General features: G+C 36.3%; 17 protein-coding genes and 1 tRNA gene. 6 read left to right on the top strand and 12 right to left on the bottom strand.

Annotated elements, in window-relative coordinates:
• Positions 1 to 28: 28 nt before the first annotated feature.
• The 3 genes from LB449_RS01795 to LB449_RS01785 form a co-directional block, all read right to left on the bottom strand.
• On the bottom strand, positions 29 to 1048 hold the full coding sequence (locus LB449_RS01795; RefSeq protein ID WP_224453359.1) for a hypothetical protein: 1020 nt from the start codon (positions 1046 to 1048) through the stop codon (positions 29 to 31).
• A 646-nt stretch (positions 1049 to 1694) separates the two neighbouring features.
• Positions 1695 to 1988, bottom strand: coding sequence for a hypothetical protein (locus tag LB449_RS01790; protein WP_224453358.1), 294 nt, complete (start codon positions 1986 to 1988; stop codon positions 1695 to 1697).
• 571 nt (positions 1989 to 2559) lie between these two features.
• Positions 2560 to 2641, bottom strand: a tRNA-Leu gene (locus LB449_RS01785).
• Between the two features lie 132 nt (positions 2642 to 2773).
• Between LB449_RS01785 and LB449_RS01780 the strand changes: the two genes are divergently transcribed.
• The 5 genes from LB449_RS01780 (at position 2774) to LB449_RS01760 (ending at position 7366) form a co-directional block, all read left to right on the top strand.
• A complete protein-coding gene (locus LB449_RS01780) occupies positions 2774 to 3715 on the top strand; it encodes a ribose-phosphate pyrophosphokinase (protein ID WP_224453357.1) in 942 nt (313 codons plus the stop codon).
• Positions 3716 to 3742: 27 nt separating this feature from the next.
• Entirely contained in the window at positions 3743 to 4408 is a 666-nt protein-coding gene (locus tag LB449_RS01775; RefSeq protein WP_224453356.1) for a 50S ribosomal protein L25/general stress protein Ctc, read from the top strand.
• Positions 4409 to 4479: 71 nt separating this feature from the next.
• A complete protein-coding gene (pth, locus tag LB449_RS01770) occupies positions 4480 to 5103 on the top strand; it encodes an aminoacyl-tRNA hydrolase (RefSeq protein ID WP_224453355.1) in 624 nt (207 codons plus the stop codon).
• Between the two features lie 6 nt (positions 5104 to 5109).
• Positions 5110 to 6048 carry a bifunctional riboflavin kinase/FAD synthetase gene (locus tag LB449_RS01765; protein WP_224453354.1) on the top strand — a complete coding sequence of 313 codons (939 nt, stop codon included), beginning with the start codon at positions 5110 to 5112 and terminating at the stop codon, positions 6046 to 6048.
• Positions 6041 to 7366, top strand: coding sequence for an HTTM domain-containing protein (locus LB449_RS01760; protein ID WP_224453353.1), 1326 nt, complete (start codon positions 6041 to 6043; stop codon positions 7364 to 7366). Before LB449_RS01765 ends, LB449_RS01760 begins: the two co-directional genes overlap by 8 nt.
• A gap of 33 nt (positions 7367 to 7399) precedes the next feature.
• Here the strand turns inward: LB449_RS01760 and LB449_RS01755 are convergent, their stop codons facing one another.
• The 6 genes from LB449_RS01755 to LB449_RS01730 all read right to left on the bottom strand — a co-directional run bounded on the left by LB449_RS01755 (position 7400) and on the right by LB449_RS01730 (position 14208).
• Entirely contained in the window at positions 7400 to 8209 is an 810-nt protein-coding gene (locus LB449_RS01755) for an NAD(P)H-binding protein (RefSeq protein ID WP_224453352.1), read from the bottom strand.
• A complete protein-coding gene (locus LB449_RS01750; RefSeq protein ID WP_224453351.1) occupies positions 8209 to 10530 on the bottom strand; it encodes a M20/M25/M40 family metallo-hydrolase in 2322 nt (773 codons plus the stop codon). The genes LB449_RS01755 and LB449_RS01750 overlap by 1 nt, the downstream gene beginning before the upstream one ends.
• Complete coding sequence (locus tag LB449_RS01745; protein ID WP_224453350.1) at positions 10530 to 10880, bottom strand: hypothetical protein; 351 nt, start codon at positions 10878 to 10880, stop codon at positions 10530 to 10532. Before LB449_RS01745 ends, LB449_RS01750 begins: the two co-directional genes overlap by 1 nt.
• 82 nt (positions 10881 to 10962) lie before the next feature.
• Positions 10963 to 12861: an OmpA family protein gene (locus LB449_RS01740; protein ID WP_224453349.1), complete on the bottom strand. Its 1899-nt coding sequence runs from the start codon at positions 12859 to 12861 to the stop codon at positions 10963 to 10965.
• A gap of 18 nt (positions 12862 to 12879) precedes the next feature.
• Positions 12880 to 13788: a PorP/SprF family type IX secretion system membrane protein gene (locus LB449_RS01735; protein ID WP_224453348.1), complete on the bottom strand. Its 909-nt coding sequence runs from the start codon at positions 13786 to 13788 to the stop codon at positions 12880 to 12882.
• Between the two features lie 30 nt (positions 13789 to 13818).
• A complete protein-coding gene (locus LB449_RS01730) occupies positions 13819 to 14208 on the bottom strand; it encodes a T9SS type B sorting domain-containing protein (protein ID WP_224453347.1) in 390 nt (129 codons plus the stop codon).
• Positions 14209 to 14374: 166 nt separating this feature from the next.
• On the opposite strand from LB449_RS01730, the gene hflX reads away from it, so the two are divergent.
• Positions 14375 to 15616, top strand: coding sequence for a GTPase HflX (hflX, locus tag LB449_RS01725; protein WP_224453346.1), 1242 nt, complete (start codon positions 14375 to 14377; stop codon positions 15614 to 15616).
• Here hflX and LB449_RS01720 read toward each other — a convergent pair.
• The 3 genes from LB449_RS01720 to LB449_RS01710 are packed head-to-tail and all read right to left on the bottom strand — an operon-like array spanning position 15613 to position 17464.
• Entirely contained in the window at positions 15613 to 16014 is a 402-nt protein-coding gene (locus LB449_RS01720; RefSeq protein WP_224453345.1) for a response regulator, read from the bottom strand. The genes hflX and LB449_RS01720 overlap by 4 nt on opposite strands.
• Positions 16015 to 16019: 5 nt before the next feature.
• Positions 16020 to 17030, bottom strand: coding sequence for a response regulator (locus LB449_RS01715; protein WP_224453344.1), 1011 nt, complete (start codon positions 17028 to 17030; stop codon positions 16020 to 16022).
• The gene (locus LB449_RS01710; protein ID WP_224453343.1) at positions 17027 to 17464 is read right to left on the bottom strand and encodes a response regulator; all 438 of its coding nucleotides are present in this window, start codon (positions 17462 to 17464) and stop codon (positions 17027 to 17029) included. The genes LB449_RS01715 and LB449_RS01710 overlap by 4 nt, the downstream gene beginning before the upstream one ends.
• Between the last annotated feature and the right edge of the window lie 7 nt (positions 17465 to 17471).

Genomic DNA, 17471 nt, shown 5'->3' with positions numbered 1-17471 from the left:
CTACTTTAGTCTATATTCAGGATTCATTTCAGAAATCTAAGGTTTGTTCTAGTTTGTAAGGATATGATCTGATTAAAAATTCTGAATGAGCTGAACACTGCTTATTAAAGTAGTGTTTAAAATCCTGAAATACTGGCTGATGAGGAACCATCGGAATATTTAGTTCTGTCATGGACCAATCGAAAACATTTCTGTAGGTTTTGTTGTTATAATTTATAGTTTTAAATGATGACTTTTCAAGATCAAGACAACTGGAATGCACATATAAATAATCTGAATTTCCGCTATATAGACTAAAAGATAAAAGGGGAGAATGTTTACCAAAAAAACTCGAAATCGGTAGTATTGCTAAAACAAGCACCAGAACTCCTCCTGTAAAATTTTGAAAATAGTTGAGACGGAAAGTCAATGGCTCGTCCTTCATATATAAAATAGCGAATACAAACATAAGCACATTCCAGGGCCAGATGATCGAATTGAAATTGGTCCCCAGCGGGCCTAAAGCCAATAAAAGGAGTAGATGCATGACTATTAAAAGTGACCAACCAATTTTCCTATGTCTAGTCCAAATAAGCAGACCAGCTAATATTTCAATTACAGGCAATATTAAACCAATTGCTTTTACTCCTCGATGAAAAGCAACCTCTGGAGAAATTCCAAGTAAATCGATAAGAATGAACCTCCCCCACATAAAGTTGATAAATCCTAAATTCAATTTATGCAATCCACTAAAAATGTAAGTAACCGATAATAAAAACAGAAAGTAAAATTTGAAGCGTTTAGGCTGTAAAACCCCAATGGCTATAGTCACCATAAATTGAAAAATGGTGGGCTGCCATCGCATTTGGTCTAAACTCATCAGAAAAACCTCGAGTCCAAATATTAAAATAAGAAGAATTCGCTTGGGTTGGATAACTGCTACTATCAACAGGATAATACTTAGGATTACCAGACCGTCTGAAGTTCCAGAAGGGATTAGACTCAGGAAATCGAATACTGGTAATTCTGGGAAAGTTCGTTCCAAAGACCACCATAAATTAATGGACATCAGTTTGAAGATGATCCAAAATAAAAGGGTTAACCTGAGAACACTATTCCTGAAATTATGATTGATGGTTTGATTCACTTTGCTTGCTGATACAGTCAAACGCTAAAATAACAGAATAAAAACAGAAATATTTAAAATTTAAAAACTCCGTTTTATCATTGGTCTTGTTTTCCTGGGGCGAGCTTGCCCAAACTTATTCAGGAATAAATACAGGATAAAAAAATGACGTATTACGCTAAGTGAGCCAAGTTTTTCGCAAAAGTCACAAAAGCTTGATTGAAGTACTTCGTGTTTTACCTTAGGAATCTTTACAAAAAAAAATGGAAAACCAGTTTTATTGGGGGAGTTTAATCACCAGATTGGATTTCCCCAAACTTAGGTATTAACTCAAATTTTCACTAAATTGTTTGCAGATTTCTTTATCAAATTAAAAAAGCCCTTGTTAGGGCTTAGAATCTATGATTAAATTGAGCAATTAAAATCTATTTAATACTAGATTTAGTCGTTATTCAGGTTTTTTACACCTAGAGTAGTCTGCATTAAAAGTGAAGTTATTCGTACTTAATTTATCAATATTGATATTCCCATTATGATCTGGTTTGTAAGAAGCTCCTGTTCCTAAATCAACTCCAATTCCTATGATTCCCTAAGTTAGAGCACTTAAGATAAAGTTTCCTGTTCTGAATGACTTATCATAGGTTAAAGTTTGAGAATCACAACCTTCTTCTTCTAAGGTCACTACTAATGGTTTGTTTCTCGCAAATAATTTAGTTGCTGTTCCATTTCCTAATTTCTGACCATCAACATAGATGTCTGCATCGGGATGGTCTTTTGCAATAATAGTCCCTTGGTATTTACTGCCTCCAAACATTACTCCACAGCTTGTTAAACTTGTAGAGAAAACAAATGCGACAGCAATTAGTAAAATAATTCTTTTCATAATTTAAATTTTGAATGAGTAAGATTTGTTAGTCTTTGATGATTGAAATTGCTCAATTTTTAAGTGTACGTAAAAGTAAAATTATTTTTAAAATCACAAATAAATATAACGATTAAAAATGATCTTATTGAACCAATAACAACCGATTGCTTTAAATTTTTGAATAGGGCATTTTTAACTAAGTAAGAATCACTTTGGAATAATTAAACTGCTCATCTCACTTTAACACACCTCTCCATGAATACCTCTATCGCTTTGAAGCTTATAGTTAGCTACAGGGCGTTAAGCAATGTATTTAAGAGCTTTTAAACTAGCAGGAGTAAGTTCAGAATAAAAAAACAAGGCATTTCACGCAAAGAGCGCTAAGCTTTTCACAAAGACCGCAAAGAATGTACTGTTGTTCTTTGCGCTACTTGGCGTTTTTGGATTTGGCGATCTTTGCGTGTAATAAAAAAGACCTTCGATTTCTCAGAGATCTAAAGTACCTATGGCGAGCATGCCCGAAGTTGAGCAATAATATATAAATTGATTTAAAATAAAAGACCTCTTGAAAATTCAAGAGGTCTTAGAGTACCTAGGGCGGGAATCGAACCCGCACATCGTAAAATACTGGGTTTTGAATCCAGCGCGTCTACCAATTCCGCCACCTAGGCAATTTGGAATGGCAAAAATATAAAAATATTTCTTTACACACAGAAAATAGTAAGCTTATTTATACCCAACTTGAATTATTTATCTAAATTTGCAATCCATAAAACAAATATCCTCCAAAAGGTCAACTAGTTATGGCAGACGTAGAAAAAGTCGCAAAAATTTTTGCTTGTTCACAGAGCACCGTATTAGCTAAATCTATTGCAGATTCTTATGGCATTCCTCTAGGGAAAGTCAATACGATGCATTTTAGCGATGGCGAATTTCAACCTTCTTTTGAAGAGAGTGTACGCGGGTCAAGAGTTTTTATCATTGGCTCTACGTTTCCAAGTTCTGACAATTTGATGGAAATGCTCTTGATGCTGGATGCGGCCAAACGGTCTTCAGCAAGACATATCACGGCAGTACTGCCGTACTTTGGTTGGGCAAGACAGGACAGAAAAGATAAGCCGAGGGTTCCGATTGCTGCCAAAATGGTGGCTAAAATGCTAGAAACAGCTGGAGCTACCCGTATCATCACGATGGATTTGCACGCTGACCAAATTCAGGGATTTTTTGAAAAACCTGTGGATCATTTATTTGCTTCAACCGTCTTCTTACCATATTTGAAAAATTTGAATCTTGACGATCTTACGATCGCCTCTCCAGATATGGGAGGTTCAAAACGAGCTTACGCCTATTCTAAGTTTTTAGAAAGCGATGTAGTGATTTGCTATAAGCAAAGGGCTAAAGCCAATAAAATTTCTCACATGGAATTGATTGGTGATGTGACTGGAAAGAATGTTGTTTTAGCAGATGATATGGTTGATACGGCTGGAACCTTGACTCATGCAGCCAACCTGATGATGGAACGCGGAGCGAAAAGCGTAAGAGCTATTTGTTCTCACCCTGTACTTTCAGGAGGTGCTTATGAAAAGCTGGAAGACTCAAAATTAGAAGAATTAATTGTCACGGATAGTATTCCGTTGAAAAAAGACAGTCCAAAAATAAAAGTACTAAGCTGTGCTGATTTGTTTGCCGATGTGATGAAAGCCGTCCATTATAACAAATCCATCAGCGGTAAGTTTTTAATGTAGTTTAATTTAATTTAATTTAATTTTTTTATGAAATCGATTACGATCAAAGGATCTAAAAGAGAAAGCGTAGGCAAGAAAGCTACGAAAGCCTTACGTAATGCTGGAGAGGTCCCTTGCGTTATTTACGGGGGGGATAATATCGTGCATTTTGCTGCGCCAGAAGTGTCTTTCAACAAGTTGATTTACACTCCCGATGTACATACGGTAATTGTTGACCTTGAAGGCAACAAGACCAATGCTGTACTTCAAGACATCCAATTCCACCCTGTGACAGATGAAATTCTGCACATTGATTTCTACGAGTACCACGAAGGTCAGGAAATTACGATGGAAATTCCAGTTCATTCAGAAGGTGTTCCTAAAGGAGTTAAAAATGGTGGTGTTTTAAGATTTAACTTAAGACGTATGACTGTGAGAGGTCTTGCAAAAAATCTTCCTGACTTTATTTTGGCTAACGTTACTCCATTGAAAATTGGACAAAAAATGTACGTTACTGCTGTTGAAAGCAAAGATTACAAGATCATGCACCCAGACAACACAGTTATTTGTCAAGTCAGAACTTCTAGAAACGTTTCACTCATCGGAGTTGATGAAGACGAAGAAGATGAAGACGAAGAAGGAACTGAAGAAGGAGCAGAAGGAGAAGAAACTGCTGCTGAAGGTGGAGACAACTCAGAAGAAAGCAAAGAATAAATCACAGATTTATAATTTACTTAAAGCATCCTGTTTTTCAGGATGCTTTTTTATTTTTACAAAAAATGTAGATGAGAGCTTTTTTTGCCAGACTTTTATCCAAAGACAAAAAAGAAGAGGTAGATCCTATGAAGAAATTTTTGATAGTTGGCTTAGGAAATCCAGGCCCAAAATACGAGGATACAAGACACAATATCGGGTTTAAAATCTTGGATAAGTTGGCAGAAAAAAAAGAACTTACTTTTCAAGCCGATCGCTATGGAGATAAAACTGAATTCAACTTCAAAGGCAGAAAATTTATTTTGATAAAGCCCAGCACATTCATGAATCTCAGTGGCAAAGCTGTTCGTTATTGGTTGGATAAAGAGAAAATTTCTATCCAGAATCTAATGGTCATTACAGATGATTTAAATTTGTCTTTTGGAACAATAAGATTAAAAGCCAAAGGAAGTCATGGTGGGCATAACGGTCTCAAACACATTCAGGAATTGCTTCAAACCACAGCATACCCTAGGTTTAGATTCGGAATAAGCGACGAGTTTTCCAAAGGTAATCAGATTGATTATGTCTTGAGCGAATGGTCTTCAGAAGAACAGGATAAACTTAAAGAACGTCTTGATGCGTCAATAGAATTAATACTTTCATTTGGTACTGCTGGCATAAATAATACAATGAACAGCTTTAACGGAAAATAGATAAACGTGAAGATTTACAATAAGGTTTCAGAATTCGATTCTTCAATTCCAACAGTAGTCACTATTGGTACTTTTGACGGTATACATCTTGGACATAGAAAAATCATACAGCGATTGGTAGATACTGCCCAAAAAGAGGATTTACAAACCGCCCTGCTTACCTTCTACCCTCATCCGAGAATGGTGTTACAACAAAGTTCAGATTTAAAACTGATCAACACCATAGATGAACGCAAACTTATTCTTAAGGAAACTGGCCTAGAACACCTTATTGTTCATCCATTTACTTTAGAATTTTCAAGGCTTACGGCTAGAGAATACGTCGAAGACATTTTAGTAAAAGGGTTGAATGCAAAGAAAATTGTTATTGGCTATGATCATCATTTCGGAAGAAACAGAACTGCGGACATTGAGGATCTGAAGGCCTTCGGAAAAGAGTTTGGTTTTGAAGTTGATGAAATTTCAAAACAAGATATCGAAGATGTTGCAGTAAGTTCCACTAAAATAAGAAGGTCTCTTGAAGAAGGTGATCTTGAAAAGGCAAATGAATATCTTACGCAGCCATTTTTCCTTTCTGGGGAAGTCATTCGAGGAAAAGGACTCGGCAGGAATATGGGCTATCCCACGGCTAATCTTAAAGTTCCTGAGTCCTACAAACTCATTCCGAAGGAAGGCGTCTATGTGGTTGCCTCCTTGATTGATGGGGACAAACGTTTTGGCATGATGAATATTGGCACCAATCCAACTGTAGGCGGTCAAAAACAGAGTATTGAAACTTATTTCTTTGATTTGGACAAGGACTTGTATGGCAAACATCTTCACATACAACTTCTAAAACGCATACGGAGCGAAGTCAAGTTTGAAGGCCTGGAGGCTTTAATCAAAGCCATGAAAGCTGACGAGATATTTGCCAAAAACTACATCAAAATTATCGATAATGAATGAGCTTCTCTTTAAGCGAATAGATAATTCTCCTCTAGTCGTATTCAGGGTTTTATTTGGTTTGCTTATTGCTTTGGAAGCTTGGGGTGCTATTCTTACAGGCTGGGTTAGGAGAACTCTTATTGAACCACAGTTCACCTTCAATTTTATTGGTTTCGACTTCCTTCATCCGCTGCCGGGTAATGGCATGTACTTCTATTTTGGACTCATGGGTTTGTTTGGAATCTTTGTGATGCTGGGCTTCAAATACAGATTCAGTATAATCGCTTACACACTACTTTGGACAAGCGTCTACCTGATGCAAAAAACCTCTTACAATAACCACTATTATCTACTTATACTTCTACTCATTTTCATGTGCATAGTGCCTGCACATCGCTATTTTTCTTTAGATGTCAAAAGAAATCCAAACCTAAAATCCATAAGTATGCCCAACTGGGTTGTACTTTTTTTGATCGCACAAATCTGGATTGTATACACGTATGCAAGTTTTGCAAAATTCTATCCAGACTGGCTGGACGGGACTTTTCCAGAGCTTTTGATGAAAGGTAAAGCTCACTATTGGCTTATCGGTGACTTACTCCAGGAACCTTGGATACATATGAGTATCGCATATTTTGGTATTTTATTTGACTTGCTTGTCGTTCCCTTGCTTTTGTGGAAACGCACTAGAGCTACTGTGTTTTGGATAAGCGTGTTCTTCCATTTGTTCAACAGCATCGTATTTCAAATTGGAATTTTTCCATACATGTCTTTAGCGTTTACAGTCTTTTTCTTTCCCAAAGAATACATCAACAGAACATTTTTAAAATTCAAGCCTTTTTATAATGATGCTAAAATCGAAATTCCCAGGTTAGGCTCTTATTTTAAAGCCTTTTTACTAATCTGGGTTTCAATACAACTTTTGCTTTCTGTTAGGCATCATTTTATCCAAGGCAATGTCTTCTGGACCGAAGAAGGTCATCGAATGAGCTGGAGAATGATGCTAAGGTCTAAAGGAGGTTCTGCAAGTTTTAGAATCAAGAATCTGGAAACTGGAAAGACTGAATATGTTAAACTGGATGACTATTTGACAACCAAGCAAAAAAGAAATCTTCTGAAGCCTGACGGAATCTATCAATTTACTCAAAGATTGAAAAAGGAGTATGCTGAAAAGAATACTCCAATTGAGATTTATGCACGAATAAAGGTTAGTCTTAATGGAAGGGCCCCTGAACTCTTTATAGATCCGCAACTTGATCTGACGACCATTGAGTGGAATTATTTTAACCACAATGACTGGATTCTGCCACAGCCTGAGAGTATTTCATGGAGCAGGTAGGTCGTGAGTCGTGAGTCAAAATATTAATTTATTCTAGAGCTTTTTCTCCAGGTTTACCTCAAGAATTCTTGAGGTCCACGCCATACTGATATGTTTCCCTTTTGAAGTTGTTTCGTGACCAAATTCAGGAATTGGAAGATTAAATTCTTTAGCTTTTTGGGTGTAGTAATCTTCTTTCGAAAGCTTGATATCTTCAACTCCGTGGAATACCATTCCAAATTTCTCCTGCTGAATGATTTCTGAAATGAGTAAAATGCAATTGTCCAAATGAATTAAATTGATGGGAGCTTCAGGATTTTTAATTCCTGTTTTGCCTGAAAGGTATTTAACGGGATGTCTGTCGTTGCCAATCAATCCGCCAAAACGTATAACGCTGCTTTGTACCTTTTTCAAATTGATAAGCAACTCTTCTGCGTGGACCAATTGACTATTCTCAACTTCAATTGGCGTAAATTTATAATGTTCTGTGTAAGTTGGAATGGATTCATGGTCTTGAAAAACTCCTGTAGAGCTCACATAAAGAATTTTATTAATCTTTGATTCTGAAATGGCCTCCGTTAGCTTTTTGAGTTTGGCAATAAAATCAGAATTTGGGTCACGTCTCAATCCAGGTGGAATATCTATAATAAGAAGGTCGGAATTTTCGAGAAAGCTGTAAACATCTCCCACAATTTCATCTTCTAAAAGCTCAATCACAAAAGGATCAATTCCCTCTATTTCTAAAGCTTTGATTTTTTCTGGAGATGTGGTAGACCCTTTTACTTCCCATCCATTCTGTAATAAATGTCTAGCAAGAGGTAATCCTAACCAGCCACAACCTAAAATTGAAACTTGTTTTTTCATTATAATTTCAATTTCCGCTTAGTGATGATGGCATCGTTGACAATAAAAGGTTTTGGTATTTTATCTTTTGGTCGCTTTTTAACTGAGTACATGGGGTGCGATAACAAATCAAAGCTGATTTCATTAATAACAAACTCAACATACTGATCTTTTTCAACTTCAAATTCAAAATATAAAGGCTCTTGATTCACTACGTAATAATCGATGAGATTGTTTTTAAACCGATTCTTGTGAACATGATAAGCATCTGAATCCTGTACATAGGGATCTGCAGTTTTACCGTTGACTTGAAACGAACTGAAATTAATCTGAGAAGATTCTGAAACAATTATCCTATTGAGATTTCTATTATAATTCAATTGAACTCTAAATTTTTTCAAGTAAGCTTTGGAAGCTACTAAGGTATCCACTCGAATTCCTGAACTTTGAACTGCAATCAAGTCTGCCTTTGAAGTTTTTGTATAGGCCGTATTGTATTTGCTTTGATAGTCAGCTGCTGTGGTTGAATCTTCATCGGTTTCAAAATAAGGTGATGTCCAGGAATCCAGATTCTCATCATAGGTATTCCAGCTCGCAAAATTAGAATCAGTATCCAGAGTGTAAACCAAACTATCAGGTCTAGGTGTATTTTCTGTAAAACCTGAATGTAAATGAGCTTTAATGAAAAAACCTATAGCTACAAGTAACGCCATCGTTGCTACTCCCTTTTTTACGGAGAAATAACCAAAAACAGGTAGTAAATTTCCGAAGAGTAAAACCGTGAAAATAGCACTCACCACACTCATCTTAAGACCAAGTCCTACAGGAAAAAACTGAATAAATGGAGCAATAATGCTTAAAGATGGCAGTATCAAAATCAGAAGAAAAAGATAGGAAGGGACTTGAAACCTGATCATCAGGAAAAAAGCTACAAGTGTAAATAGTAAAGGAACGATGAAAAAAGCCGCTCCTTTTAAAAATATATTCAGTAGAAAAATGGCAATAAACCAAGTCAATATTGGAGCTACCATTGCATTTTTGGGGTTCAGTTTATCATCAAATGATTGATAAATTGAGAATAAAATAAATAGAGTTATCGCTACGAAAACCACAATATAGTCATGTCCATTGTACGTGAATCCCTGAAGAATATCTGAATAATCCGGATAAAGCTTTAGAATCAGTGGCCATCCAAAATAAGTAACTAATCCAGCGATAATCAAACTCGAAAACCAGGGAATAAAGCCTTTAAAAACTTCTCTCCTAGACAGCGAATTGCTTTTGAAACCATAAAATAGCAGGGCTAGAAAGACTAAAAAACCAACTCCATAAATCATCCATACCCAAGAAAATGGATAGTGAAAAAGACCGAGGCCAGTAACTGTAAAGTACACATCGTCTTGATCTGATTTGAGGTCGGTTAAATTAAGATTTGAAAATTCCTCCAACGCATGGGTTAAATAATCGCCCTGATGTGCCAATGACCTTTTATCAAGACGTTCAGGAACATCCAGAGCTGTGTGATAATCGTAATGATCGTCTATGAAGGCAAAGAAAAAACTTGGAATATCCGCCAATTCTCTGAACACGGTAGAATCTGTATCGTTTGGCAATAATTTATAGACGCTATACATCAGTGAATTTGCCAGTGGATGCTCTCCCTGTGCCTTTCCAAAAAGTTGTATCAGGTTTGAATTCCCATGATTTGTTTCTACGATCATATTGCTGGGACCACCGCTACCTCGAGATTCAAAATTAAGTACCAATCCTACCTCATCCTTCCAGGGATGTTCTTTTACGAAAAGCTCTGCACCTGTAAGCCCAACCTCTTCTCCGTCTGAAAAAACGATGATGATGTCATTTTGAAAAGTAGGGTTTGAAGCTTTGAAGGCTCTAAGTGCTTCCAGTATTGTGGCAACTCCAGATGCTGCATCTGCAGCTCCAGAGGAAGAATGTACAGCAGAATCGTAATGCGTTAAAAGTAAGAGCGCTTTGGAATTTTCTTGAGGTTCATTGGCCTCCAGCTTTGTTATGATGTTTTGCGGAGCTGTAAGGACACCACTTTTGGAAAGAACAAATCCTTGTTGAGTCTGAATCTGTAGATCGAGCTTTTCCAACTCATTTACAATATAGTTTCGTTTGTTGTTATGCGCTCTCGAACCAATATAATGCGGCTCATTCCCAATCTTTTTGACATGTTCAAATGCTCTAAGAGTAGAAAACTCTGTGGGCTGAGTTGATAAATCCGTGATTTCAGCAGGATATAAATCATAAAAAACATACCAAATGCAAGCTGCTATCACCAGTAGACTAATAATCGCTTTGTAGGAACTTTTTCTCATTAATCGCGTTTTACCAATGCATAGTAATCATCTTCCAAAGGCAAGTAACCTTGATCATAAACAAAATAATACACGTTACCGCTTTTAGTGGTATATAGGCTTGTAAAGTAAGTGAAATTGAAACCCTTCTCCAGCAATTTATCTCGTGTAGTTTTTGTCTTTTGGTCCTTGTTGATGCTTCTTAAAATTCTATAATTTTTTTTCAACCTGTTATTAATATTTCTCACAATCTTTGTTGCATCGCTATTAAGCCGATTATTATAAGTACTTCTGCAATAATCAGAACAAAACTTTTTATCGATTCGCCCAGTAATGGGTTCTTCACAAGAAAGGCACTTTGTTTTTTCCATAACAGCTTATTTACAGCTTAGTAAATATAAAAAAATCCCTCAACAAAAATGTTGAAGGATTTGTTAGATTAGATTTCAAGTGTCACTCGACAACTTCAAACTCAGATCTTCTATTTTCTTCATGCTCTGCTTCACTGCAACCAGAATCACAAGAATTAACAGGCTCTGACTTTCCTTTTCCTTCTGAAGATAATCTAGTTGAATCAATGCCAGTTTCTACTAAATAGTTGACAGTATTCTCAGCTCTCCGTTGGGACAACTCCATATTGTAAGCCTTAGACCCTCTTTCATCGGTATGACTTATGACTTTAATATTCAATTCAGGATTTTCTTTCAGAATTAAAATCAGTTTATCAAGTTCCAAAGCAGCTTCAGGCCTTATAGTAGCATCGTCATATTCGAAGAAAATACGTTCCTGAAGTATCAACAATTCAGCTTCTGTCTCAGAAAGCTCTTGCTCTAGAGCCACTCGTATTAGCATCTGAGTCTCAGGAATACGCAAGGATATCGACTGGCTTTCATAATCACTCATATTTACCTGCAAATCAAATTTTTGATCTGTAGGTAAAAAGTTTTTACTTACACCACTTGCATTGGTTCGGTTTCTGGAAAATTCATTTTGATCCTCATCATAAAAAATGACTTGTGCATTTTCTATAAATTTTTCAGTTTTAGCATCAACTACTTCTACCAAAAGAGAAGTTTGTTCCAACGGGTGGACCAAGTTTGCTCTGTAAATATTATCTATAACTTTTCCTTTTTTCTTTTCGGTCCGGTTTGAAGACACATACCCTTTTTCTATGTTACCATTGTAAGTAAAAGCAAAATCATCTGCATTACTATTTAGAGGTGATCCAAGATTTTGAGGCGGAAGAAAACTTCCGGAGTCCACTTTAGCATAATAAACATCCAGACCACCTAAGCCTAAATGTCCGTCGCTGGAAAAATACAACGTGTTTTCCTGATCGATAAATGGGAAGTTTTCTCTGCGTTCTGTATTTACTGCTGGACCAAGATTCCTTGGCTCACCAAAACTTCCGTCTTCTTTGATCTGGACCATATACAGATCTGACGCTCCATAACCTCCTGGTCTATCACTAGAAAAATACAGCTTGGTTTCATCTGGACTCAAGGCTGGATTGGCATTGGAGAAGGATACATCGTTGAAGGGCAAATCTTCAATATCCTGAAAACTACCATTTACCAATGTAGCTTTGTAAATTTTTAAGTGATTGACACCATCATCATCTTTCCTGTAGTTACCATTGAGGTAATCATTTCTGGTGAAGTAAATAGTAGATCCATCATTGGTAATAGCTACACTACCTTCATGGAATTTGGTATTGATCTCCCCTTCTATTTCTTTGGAATTCTTAAACGTACCTCCTACATTGTCTGCAACAAAAATATCTAAAGAGGGCTGTTTGTTCCAACCGTAAGTTTTTCTGGTTTCATTCCTTGTTGACAAAAAGTATAATTTTCCTCCATACTCGTATGCACCAAAATCTGAATATTCAGAATTTAAACTCAATGGATTCAGTTCAAATCTAGGCGTCATCGATTTCAAATCTTCAAGATAATTCGGGTTTTCCAGAAAGGCTTTAGCTCTGGAATCACCTGGGGCTTTTTCAGAAAAGTCGAGCATCGCCTTCTTGTAATCTTCAGTTTTTTGATTACTTAAAAGGGTCTGAGAATAGGTGTAATAATCTTCAGCAGGAGCGTTTCTGTTATTTCTTAGATAGCGCTTAAAGAATTGTTCGGACTCTTCAAAGTTTGATGTTTTATAATTTGCAATAGCCAGTTGTCTGTATACATAACTATTTGCTTTTCCTTTTCGGATAAGTTTTTCATAAGCATCAATTGCATCCACATATTCAAATCGATCAAAATGCCTATCTGCTTTTTTGGTGTCGCTATTTTGAGACCACAGACTTATGGTAAATAAGCAACAAAACATAGGGAGTATATATAATTTTTTCATTGAAGTTTTCATTTCAGATTAAAAGTAACGAGGCGATACATAAGTTTTCTTTTTGAAGAAGATATCGAAAATGACAAAAGCTTCATAAGAAGGTTCTTTCAGGTTGGACTGAGTTGCATCGTAAGCAAAGCCAATCTGCATCCAGTCTGTAGCTCTCACACTCGCAAGGCCACTGATGGCGTCTTCATATCTGTAGGAGGCTCCAATTTCAAACTTATCATAAAATAGAACGTTTGCATTTACATCAAAAGATACAGCAGAGCTAAATTCAGATTTGATTAAAGCGGAAGGCTTGAATTTTATATAATCATTTATATCAAAAACGTAGCCGGCAGTCAAAAAGTAATGCTGTTGCTCCGAGCCAAATTCTCGACCATTAACTTCAAGATGAGTAGAGCCTAAAAAATTAGGTACGGAAAGACCGATGTAAAATTTGTCTGTATAATACATGAGTCCTGCACCAAGACTTGGATAAGTCTCATCAACATCACTTTGGAAAGCAGGATCCATATCATCCTGAAAAAACATGTTCTCAAAACCTATGCTTTGGAACCTTGCTCCTGCTTTAAGACCAACAGCCAGTTTGCTATTTTTACCGATGTCCATCGTGTAAGATATATCCGCAAATACATTGGTTTGGTCAACAGGTCCGTTTTGATCACTTATGCCAGAAAGCCCCAAACCGATTCCTTTTCCTACGGGAGTATGCGCGTTGAAAGTAAAAGTTTGAGGGGAGCCTTCAATACCAGACCATTGGTCTCTGTATAAAGCTCCTACCGATAAGTTTTCTTTGGAACCTGCGTAAGCAGGATTGATAACGTTCATATTATACATGTACTGCGTATATTGAGGGTCTTGCTGTGCAGACATCTCTTGTGTAGCCAACAACAATAAAGCTCCTAAAACAGGGATATATCTAATTTTCATAGAGAAATTTTCTTTATAAATCATTACAGATTATTGTTCAACGTTTATGTAAAGTAAGCCTTGATTGACCGTGCCATATTCTGGATCTTCTGCATCAAAAGTAATGGTGTAAAAATAAGTGCCAGTCACAAGATCGTCTCCCTCATCGTTTTGACCAATAAATTCATCTCTGTAATTCGTCCTTTCATAGACTTTCAGGCCATTTCTATCGAAGACTTCTAAAGTTGAAATCCCTGTGCGATCCGCTAAACATGTCAAATCGAAATTATCATTCAATCCATCAGGAGTTGGATTGAGAGAAATCCCTTGAGCTATTTTACAGTCACTTTGATCAACGTTAAGTTCGTTGGTGTCATCTGAACTGCAGGAATAAAAAAGTAATAAACAAGAGAAAGCTAAAAAACACTTTTTAAGATGCATAAAAGTTTGATTTTAGTATGATAAACGAATTAAGGGAATTTTTAGTATTAAATCTAGAATTACTTAGAAAATATAAAGGTAGATTGTCATCAGATTCATTTTCAGAAATCTTAAATTCAGATCAAACTGAAGTATTTTTCATAATTTTACGTAATCAAAATTTTATATGCTAGAAGCCAAAACTACAACATACGAAACTGCTGTTCTCATTGGTATAGTGAATCAGTTTCAGGATGAAGAAAAATCCAAAGAATACTTAGATGAATTAGAATTTCTTACTTATACCGCTGGGGGTGAAGTCAAAAAACGATTTCAGCAAAAACTTGACGTCCCCAACCCAAAGACCTTTATTGGGAAAGGTAAATTGGAGCAGGTAAGAGATTATGTAGAAGAACATGAGATTGGAACCGCCATTTTTGATGACGAATTATCTCCTGGTCAACAAAGAAATATTGAAAAAATACTAAAATGTAAAGTTGTAGATAGAACCTATCTTATTCTAGATATTTTTGCTCAGCGTGCTAAAACAAGCTACGCCAGCACTCAGGTAGAGCTTGCACAATATGAATATTTATTACCGAGACTTGCAGGCTTATGGACTCACCTTGAGCGTCAACGTGGTGGTATTGGAATGCGTGGTCCTGGTGAAACAGAGATTGAAACCGATAGACGTATCGTAAGAGATAAAATCACTTTGCTCAAGAAAAAACTAAAAACCATCGACAAGCAGATGGCTGTCCAGCGTGGAAACAGAGGGAGTCTTGTGAGAGTGGCTCTGGTAGGCTATACCAATGTTGGAAAGTCGACGCTTATGAATGTGATAAGCAAAAGTGAAGCTTTTGTAGAAAATAAGCTCTTCGCAACCCTAGACACAACAGTAAGAAAAGTAGTGATTAGAAATCTACCGTTTCTGTTGACCGACACCGTTGGATTTATAAGAAAACTGCCAACGCAACTGGTAGAATCCTTTAAATCTACTTTGGATGAAGTAAGGGAAGCTGACTTGCTTTTACATGTTGTCGACATTTCTCATGAAAATTTTGAAGACCATATTGAATCGGTCAACAGCATCTTGGATGATATCGAGGCTAGAGACAAACCTATCATCATGGTCTTTAATAAAATTGATAGTTACGAGCCAGAAACTATAGAGGAAGACGACTTGATGGTGGAGAGATCTTATCAGCACTATACACTTGAGGAGTGGAAGAAAACATGGATGCAAAGACAAGGGGATAACGTCCTGTTTATTTCGGCTACAGAAAAAGAAAATATTGAAGAATTCAGGAAAAAAGTATATGAAACAGTAAGAGAAATTCACGTCACTCGTTTCCCTTATAATAACTTCCTATACCCAGAATACGACGCCTATACTGGCGATGATGAAGATGAGAATATAGAAGCTTAGTCGAAAAAAGGTAGCAACTCCTTAGTTGTCTTTAAATTTTTGAGACTTTCTATGCTCAAAGGTTTCTCAACAAACCCTATAGCAGCGTCATATGTCGCTGCTTTTTCTTTATCACTGGTGTCTATAGAAGAGGTTACCACAAAAATGTAGCAATAACCGTCTAGTTCACGTTTTTCTAATTCATCCATGAAGTCCCATCCATCTAGATTTGGCATATTGACATCAAGAAAAATGACAAATTTTTTATCATCAGATTTATGCTCAGAGATGTAGGTTAAAGTATTGTAGCCGTCTTCAAATGATTTTGGGGAGCTTGAAAATTCTGAATGGATCATCATTTTCTCATGAATAAAGAGTACCATTTTATCATCATCTACATTTAAGACTTCTAAGTTCATAGACCTTATTTATTTGGTTGAATTTGTTTTGTGTTTTTGGTAATAGCTCTTATAACATTATCAAGTTCTTTCACCGTATTGCCTATTTCCTTGATAAGAAGACCCTCTTCTTTTTTAGAGCAAGCGCCGGTGTTCAATAGCTCCACGATGCCTAAAATTTTGGATGCTGGAGATCGCATTTCATGTGATTGTTGCCAGGCTATTTGCTTTAGCTTCTCATTTTGAGAAGCGAGTGCTTTGTAATGAAGCAAGCGTTCTGTAATATCTTTGGCTACAACAAGTTTAGCTTTTCTATTCTGAAAAATAATAGTTTTAATTGTGATTTCAGCATTTATTTCTTCTCCAGATTTTTTCTTGTACGAAAAATAATCATCGAAGCTGTGACTGTCTTTATGAACTGTTTGCTCTAGAGCTCCAAGAAAAGCATCCATGTCTTTTGAAAAGAAAATTTGGTGAAGTGACATCCCGAGAAACACTTCCTTTTTGTAACCAAAAAGCTCTATTGTAGCTGAATTGACATCCAGAAATTTTAAAGTTTCTACATCATAGACAAACATGGGCAGAGGGGAAAGATGGAACAAATCGCTATATTTTTTTTCTGACTCTAAAATTTTAAGTCTTTGTTTTTGCTTTTCAATGGTGTAATTAATGCTTTTGAAGAGCGCATTTGGGTTTAATTCATCTTTAAACAAATAATCTGAAACACCAAGCTGAAGGGATTCTAAACATAAATCGAGGTTAAGTGAGCCTGTCAAAATTATTACAGGGGTGTGGCCTTCAATGCTAAGCACTTTTTTAACCAGTGATTTTCCAGATAAATCTGGCAGGCTTAAGTCTAAAAAAATAACGTCAAATTTTGCCTCACCTTTCAGCAAAACTTCGGCTTCTTCATAATTTATAGCATGTTGACAGGTCATGTACTTAAAATGTTCTTCCAAATACTCTTTCACAAGCGTATAGTCGCCGAAATTATCTTCCACAATAAGAAGTTCAAGAACTTTTTCGGTCTTGGTCATGGTTTAGTAAAACTTGGTGAATTGACATAATCTATCCAGAATTCTTCAATTTTTGCAACAGCATTTATAAAATCCGGACCATCTTGAGGTTTGGTGATATAGCAGTTTACGTGATTCTCATAACATTTAATGACATCAAATCTTGAAGAAGATGTCGTAAAAATGACAACAGGAATAGTTTTCAATACCTCATCGTTTTTTATAATCTTCAATACTTCAAGACCATTGTATTTTGGAATGTTATAATCCAATAATACCAAATCTGGGGTCTCTGCAGATGTATAAGAATTTTGCTTTAACAGGAAGTCCAGAGCCTTTTTACCGTCACTGACTACCCATTGTTGAGTTACATATTTTGAATCTTCCAAAGCTTCAGTAATCATCAACACATCACCGATGTTGTCTTCTACTATTAAGATTTTGAAAGTATCCATGACTATC

Origin of the sequence: Psychroflexus lacisalsi, assembly GCF_020164495.1 — a bacterium.
Taxonomy (GTDB): domain Bacteria; phylum Bacteroidota; class Bacteroidia; order Flavobacteriales; family Flavobacteriaceae; genus Psychroflexus; species Psychroflexus lacisalsi.
This window is presented reverse-complemented; position numbering and strand designations above follow the sequence as displayed.

Coding starts and splice junctions, on each gene's coding strand:
- LB449_RS01750 (WP_224453351.1), bottom strand. CDS start 10,530: ATGAGAAAAAGTTCCTACAAAGCGATTATTAGTCTACTGGTGATAGCA.
- LB449_RS01715 (WP_224453344.1), bottom strand. CDS start 17,030: ATGACCAAGACCGAAAAAGTTCTTGAACTTCTTATTGTGGAAGATAAT.
- LB449_RS01710 (WP_224453343.1), bottom strand. CDS start 17,464: ATGGATACTTTCAAAATCTTAATAGTAGAAGACAACATCGGTGATGTG.
- LB449_RS01790 (WP_224453358.1), bottom strand. CDS start 1,988: ATGAAAAGAATTATTTTACTAATTGCTGTCGCATTTGTTTTCTCTACA.
- LB449_RS01795 (WP_224453359.1), bottom strand. CDS start 1,048: ATGTCCATTAATTTATGGTGGTCTTTGGAACGAACTTTCCCAGAATTA.
- LB449_RS01740 (WP_224453349.1), bottom strand. CDS start 12,861: ATGAAAAAATTATATATACTCCCTATGTTTTGTTGCTTATTTACCATA.
- LB449_RS01720 (WP_224453345.1), bottom strand. CDS start 16,014: ATGAACTTAGAAGTCTTAAATGTAGATGATGATAAAATGGTACTCTTT.
- LB449_RS01735 (WP_224453348.1), bottom strand. CDS start 13,788: ATGAAAATTAGATATATCCCTGTTTTAGGAGCTTTATTGTTGTTGGCT.
- LB449_RS01745 (WP_224453350.1), bottom strand. CDS start 10,880: ATGGAAAAAACAAAGTGCCTTTCTTGTGAAGAACCCATTACTGGGCGA.
- hflX (WP_224453346.1), top strand. CDS start 14,375: ATGCTAGAAGCCAAAACTACAACATACGAAACTGCTGTTCTCATTGGT.
- pth (WP_224453355.1), top strand. CDS start 4,480: ATGAGAGCTTTTTTTGCCAGACTTTTATCCAAAGACAAAAAAGAAGAG.
- LB449_RS01775 (WP_224453356.1), top strand. CDS start 3,743: ATGAAATCGATTACGATCAAAGGATCTAAAAGAGAAAGCGTAGGCAAG.
- LB449_RS01760 (WP_224453353.1), top strand. CDS start 6,041: ATGAATGAGCTTCTCTTTAAGCGAATAGATAATTCTCCTCTAGTCGTA.
- LB449_RS01780 (WP_224453357.1), top strand. CDS start 2,774: ATGGCAGACGTAGAAAAAGTCGCAAAAATTTTTGCTTGTTCACAGAGC.
- LB449_RS01755 (WP_224453352.1), bottom strand. CDS start 8,209: ATGAAAAAACAAGTTTCAATTTTAGGTTGTGGCTGGTTAGGATTACCT.
- LB449_RS01730 (WP_224453347.1), bottom strand. CDS start 14,208: ATGCATCTTAAAAAGTGTTTTTTAGCTTTCTCTTGTTTATTACTTTTT.